Source organism: Pseudomonas sp. 05T35, from assembly GCF_056396605.1.
Window position 1 is genome coordinate 1 of the sequence record NZ_JBFTLU010000355.1, and the last position, 4,818, is coordinate 4,818.

A 4,818-nucleotide genomic window follows, 5' to 3' on the forward strand; every position below is an offset into this window, starting at 1 on the left:
CAGTCACCATGAACGACCCTCTGACAGAGCGGTTCAGTCCAGACAGTCACCATGAACGACCCTCTGACAGAGCGGTTCAGTCCAGAATCATTTGCCCACTGCCGAGACTTTCCGAGCGTCGTACCGAGTTTTCGGAGGTAGTGGGAAAGCCTTACTTTTTAAGGAACGTATTTTGACAAACGTCTGTACCAGCGGCCTTGATATCGGCTTTGCTTCTCTGGATTACCTGCAAATTGGCATCCTGGGCATCATTCAAGGCATTACCGAGCTATTACCCATTTCATCCACTGCACACATGCGAATCGTACCTGCCCTGCTCGGCTGGCCCGATCCTGGCTCGGCGTTTTCCGCCGCCATGCAATTGGCCGCACTGGCCGCGGTCGTCAGCTATTTCTGGCGTGATGTACGGGAAGTCGTCACGGGAAGCATAGGCGCCGTGCGGCAGCGTGATTACAGCAACCAGTCGTTCAAGCTGGCCGTGGCGATTGTGCTGGCGACCATACCGATCGGCATCGCGGGCCTGGCCTTGTCCTCGCTGCTCAATACCTGCAATTCACCGTTAAGAGGCTTGATGGTGATTGGTATCTCGTGCCTGGTGATGGCGGTTCTGCTGGCTGCGGCCGAACTCAGCTGCCGCCATCAACGCGTCGTGGGCCAAATGCGCCTGCGAGACGCATTGATCGTCGGCATTGCACAGATTGGCGCGCTGATTCCTGGTGTCTCCCGCTCCGGTTCAACACTCACCGCCGCGCTCTTCCTTAACTTCAAACGCGAAGAAGCCGCGCGTTTCTCGTTCCTGCTCGGGCTGCCCGCAATCGCGCTGGCTGGCTTGAAAGAGCTGTGGGTGCTGTATCACGCACATATCCCGGCCGAAGCGTGGTCGCACCTGATTTTCGGGTTGGTGATCGCCAGCGTGTCGGCGTTTTGCGCCATCTGGGGCCTGATGAAATTCCTCGAAAGGTTTTCCACCTGGCCTTTCGTTATTTACCGGGCGGTGCTGGGTATTTTCCTGATTGTCGCGGTCAGTACCGGGCTGTTGAGCTAAACCACGTTCAAACGCTGATGGAGCCCGGCCAGTGCCGGGCTTTTTATTGTCTATTGACGACGCGGTCTGCGCTGCGCCGCGCGCCCCCGTTTCACAACCGGGAGCGCGGCGCTCACACGGTTGCCAGCATCATTTGTCATCCATCTTTTTTTCCGACGATTGCGGCCGATACTCGGTGCTCTCTTCAGCGTTGGGTGCTTCGGGGAGATGCCCGGGAGTGAACACATGAGTCAGCAAGTCTTTGGCATCGATTTCGTTGACACCATTCACCGAACGGGCGAGCTCTACCACCCGCTCACATTCTTTATGGGTGTTAACGCGACCGCTCAGCGACACTGTACCTGCATGGGTTTTGACATTGACGTGCATGCTGAGAGTCGGCTCTGCAAATGCCAGCGCCGATTTCACCCGGGTAGTAATCCACGCGTCGTGAACGGCTGTTCCCAGATTATGAGAGTAATGCTGGAAGGAGTGAGTTTTCATAGTTGGACCCTCTCTCGTGTCATCGACAGATTAATTATAGTGCGGTCGCTGCAGTCCGGGCGCTGTCCCCCAGCCCATCTCCTTTAATCACTCTGTATCGGGCGCAAGGGTGCGCTACCGAACAGACCCGCGCCGGTCGCTGAGTCAATCTGGCGTGAGGTAGATCGCTGCCAGGTCAGAACGGTCACGATCCTCCTGCACATCAGTGGACGGTGGGGTTCAGTGATTCCCTCATCCAAAGAGGCACGACTCATGACTCAGTATTCGCACATACCTTTATACCGACGGCTGGCAGTAATGCTCGTCGCTGTTACCGCGGCAGCTGCCGTGCTACCGGCACAAGCGCAACACGACTATCAGCGGGACGGCTACGGCCGGCAGGTTTACCATCGCGACTATCGTGGTGGCCATGACAACCGTCGTGACTATCGCGGCGGCGGTGGCGACTATCGCGGTGGTGGCGGCGGTGATTTGGGGGCGATACTCGTTGGCGCAGTATTGGGAGCAGTGGTCGCGGGTGCGGTACAGGCGCCGCCCGCCGTGATTTACCGACAACCTCCTCCGCCCCCTCCACCGGGCGTCCGGTACTACCCAAGGCCGGACTATCCCGATTCGTACAACTCCTATCGATATCCTCCTCCCGGCTATTAAGCTGCCTGGCCATATGAAACCCGAGCGACCGCCACTGACACTGATATATCCCCTGCAACGGTCGTCAGTTCGACAACTCAATCCGGATATAAAGACATGAACAACTTCGTACTCAAAGCGGCTATGCCGGCAGCGTTGATGCTGGCATTGCTCGGCACTTCTGTCTCGGCACAGACGACGGCTGCCAGCACTCCTGCCGAACAGTCACAGAAGGCTGCCACTCACGCCAAAAAGCATATGGACGTTGTGGAGAAGAGGATCAAGGAACTGCACGCCAAGCTGAAAATCACCGACAAGCAGTCAGCTCAATGGGAGGCCTACGCACAAACCATCCGCGACAATGCGCACAACGCCGATACAGCCTTTCTGGAGCGAGCGGAAAAGCTGCCATCGTTCAATGCCGATGACGCAATGGCCTCCTATGCCAAATTGGCCCAGTTGCACGCGGACAATATGCAAAAGCTTGCAACGACGTTCAGCGCTCTGTATGGCACGTTTTCCGACGATCAGAAAAAAAATGCCGACAAGCTGTACCGCAATGAAGAGGAGAAGCGGGAGGACCGGCACGAGGTTGCGAAAAAAGCCAAGTGATATGCCACGACCTTCGACCAGGCGAACCGGCCGCAGCAGGCTCGGTTCGCACTGGAACGCAGTGACCCGCAGAGGCTGATGCCAAGGACTGAAGTATTGCTGAACTGCTAGGCTGTTCCAGGAAGTCCGCGCGACCTGTTGGAGGTTTGCCATGCAGCTTGAAGGCTCCTGCCATTGCGGCGCCGTGTCGTTCAGTCTGAACAGTGCCCACCCCTACCCGTATCAACGTTGTTATTGCTCGATCTGCCGCAAGACTCAAGGCGCTGGCGGCTACGCAATCAACCTCGGCGGCGAGGCGAAAAGCCTGAAGGTCCGCGGCCGAAAACACATCTCGATCTATCACGCCCGCCTCAAGGATGACGGAGCACGACGAGCCCATATCAGCAGCGCCGAACGGCACTTCTGTTCGCTCTGCGGCAGTGGCTTGTGGTTGTTCAGCCCCGAGTGGCCCGAGTTGATTCACCCCTTCGCTTCGGCCATCGACACCCCKCTGCCGGTGCCGCCGGAACACACGCACTTGATGCTCGGCTCAAAAGCCTCGTGGGTCGAAGTCGAGCTACATCCCGGCGATCAGCAGTTCGAGGTCTACCCGCAAGAATCCATTGCCGAGTGGCACGAGCGGCTGGGCCTGAGCCGTTAACAGTCGTTGACAGTTTCCCGACAAAGCTCTCAAAGATTGCCCGCCTATAGGCCCCTAGCATGATGGCATCCTAATCCCTGCCGGGTGCCTCATGCTTGCTCTGAAAAACCGCAAAACCTTTTGTCTTTCGCTGACGTCCATCTGCCTGCTGGCCTCGACCGAGCACCTGCAGGCCGAAGACTGGCATTACAGCGTGCAGGCCGGTGTGGCCAACGCGCCACGCTACAGCGGCAGCGATGAACGCGTGACTGCGCCGCTGCTGGGCGGCCAGATTGTCAGCCCTTATGGCCTCTTCCTCGACACCGAGCGCGGTCTGGGCTGGCAGAACGAATGGGGTGACCTGGCATTCAGCACCTACATTGGCCTGAGTGAAACGCGCAAGGACCGCAAGTCGAGGTTCAAGGGTTCGGATCGCCTGGACGGCATGGGCTCGATCAAATCCCGCCCGCGACTGGGCGCCAGCATTCACTACACCCTGGGCGAGGTGGTCGTCGGCGCCACGCTGGAGCACGCGCTGAAAAAGAGCGATGACGACCGCGACACCGACTCCGCCTACAACCGACTGGAGTTGAGTATCAGCACCAACCTCTATGACGGCGAATACGGCAGCCTGGATGGCAGCCTCAACAGCGTGTTCGGTGATGCCGATTACGTACGGACCTGGTACGGCGTGAGCACGGCACAGGCTTCACGCAGTCAGTTCCGCGCCTTCGACACCCACGGCGGGATGGTCAGCCGAGGCGCAGCGTTGACCTGGGCGGTGCCGATCAACGACCAGACCGAATTCTCGACGGTGCTGGCGATGCAGTACCTCAATGGCGATGCCGCGGACAGCCCGATCGTCGAACGACGGATGCAAACGTCGCTGGCCGGCCAGGTGAAATACAGCTTCTGAGTTGCCTCCCCCGCAGTACGCCCCAGACCTCGTAGCAGCTGCCGAGCCTGCGAGGCTGCGTTCGGCTGCGAAGCAGTCGTAAACCCGGCCGTCCGGGTTCTACAGTGAGAAACGGGATTCAGGGTTTACGACTGCTGTGCAGCCGAACGCAGGCTTCGCCAGCTGCTACGAGTGTTCAGTTATGCGTTAAGGCTGAGATCCGGCTCAGTCAGCCTGCGCCCAGGTCATACGAAACGACGCGCCGCCCCACGGCGAGTCGCTGACCTCGACCTTGCCGCCGTGTGATTGCGACACCCGCCGAACCAGCGCAAGGCCCAGGCCGAAACCGCCGGTGCGACGGTCGCGGCTGGTGTCGAGTCGCGAGAACGGCTCGAAAATCTTCTCGCGTCCCTCCAGCGGCACACCCGGTCCATCATCGTTGACCAACCCTTCATATCCGTCTTCACCCAGCGTCAGCGACACCTCCACCCGTCGCTCGGCGTAGCGAATGGCATTGCGCAGCAGGTTGATCAC

7 protein-coding genes are annotated in these 4,818 nt (G+C 59.1%); 5 read left to right on the top strand and 2 right to left on the bottom strand.

What is annotated here, in order from left to right:
* Window positions 1-172 precede the first annotated feature (172 nt).
* Window positions 173-1,045 (top strand): undecaprenyl-diphosphate phosphatase, encoded by an 873-nt coding sequence (locus tag AC1DH9_RS22475; protein WP_123580637.1) that lies wholly within the window; start codon window positions 173-175, stop codon window positions 1,043-1,045.
* Between the two features lie 129 nt (window positions 1,046-1,174).
* Here AC1DH9_RS22475 and AC1DH9_RS22480 read toward each other — a convergent pair whose 3' ends face one another.
* Window positions 1,175-1,528 (bottom strand): BON domain-containing protein, encoded by a 354-nt coding sequence (locus AC1DH9_RS22480; protein ID WP_427546157.1) that lies wholly within the window; start codon window positions 1,526-1,528, stop codon window positions 1,175-1,177.
* Window positions 1,529-1,825: 297 nt separating this feature from the next.
* Between AC1DH9_RS22480 and AC1DH9_RS22485 the strand changes: the two genes are divergently transcribed.
* The 4 genes from AC1DH9_RS22485 (at window position 1,826) to AC1DH9_RS22500 (ending at window position 4,305) form a co-directional block, all read left to right on the top strand.
* The gene (locus AC1DH9_RS22485; protein WP_427546155.1) at window positions 1,826-2,179 is read left to right on the top strand and encodes a hypothetical protein; all 354 of its coding nucleotides are present in this window, start codon (window positions 1,826-1,828) and stop codon (window positions 2,177-2,179) included.
* A gap of 138 nt (window positions 2,180-2,317) precedes the next feature.
* Complete coding sequence (locus AC1DH9_RS22490) at window positions 2,318-2,770, top strand: Spy/CpxP family protein refolding chaperone (protein WP_427546153.1); 453 nt, start codon at window positions 2,318-2,320, stop codon at window positions 2,768-2,770.
* A 151-nt stretch (window positions 2,771-2,921) separates the two neighbouring features.
* Complete coding sequence (locus AC1DH9_RS22495) at window positions 2,922-3,410, top strand: GFA family protein (RefSeq protein WP_427546151.1); 489 nt, start codon at window positions 2,922-2,924, stop codon at window positions 3,408-3,410.
* Window positions 3,411-3,501: 91 nt separating this feature from the next.
* A complete protein-coding gene (locus AC1DH9_RS22500) occupies window positions 3,502-4,305 on the top strand; it encodes a MipA/OmpV family protein (RefSeq protein WP_427546149.1) in 804 nt (267 codons plus the stop codon).
* 204 nt (window positions 4,306-4,509) lie between these two features.
* On the opposite strand, the gene AC1DH9_RS22505 is transcribed toward AC1DH9_RS22500, so the two are convergent.
* Window positions 4,510-4,818, bottom strand: a 309-nt coding sequence (locus tag AC1DH9_RS22505) for an ATP-binding protein (protein ID WP_477808809.1), incomplete at its 5' end; no start/stop codon positions are given.

Coding starts and splice junctions, on each gene's coding strand:
- AC1DH9_RS22490 (WP_427546153.1), top strand. CDS start 2,318: ATGCTGGCATTGCTCGGCACTTCTGTCTCGGCACAGACGACGGCTGCC.
- AC1DH9_RS22485 (WP_427546155.1), top strand. CDS start 1,826: ATGCTCGTCGCTGTTACCGCGGCAGCTGCCGTGCTACCGGCACAAGCG.
- AC1DH9_RS22480 (WP_427546157.1), bottom strand. CDS start 1,528: ATGAAAACTCACTCCTTCCAGCATTACTCTCATAATCTGGGAACAGCC.
- AC1DH9_RS22500 (WP_427546149.1), top strand. CDS start 3,502: ATGCTTGCTCTGAAAAACCGCAAAACCTTTTGTCTTTCGCTGACGTCC.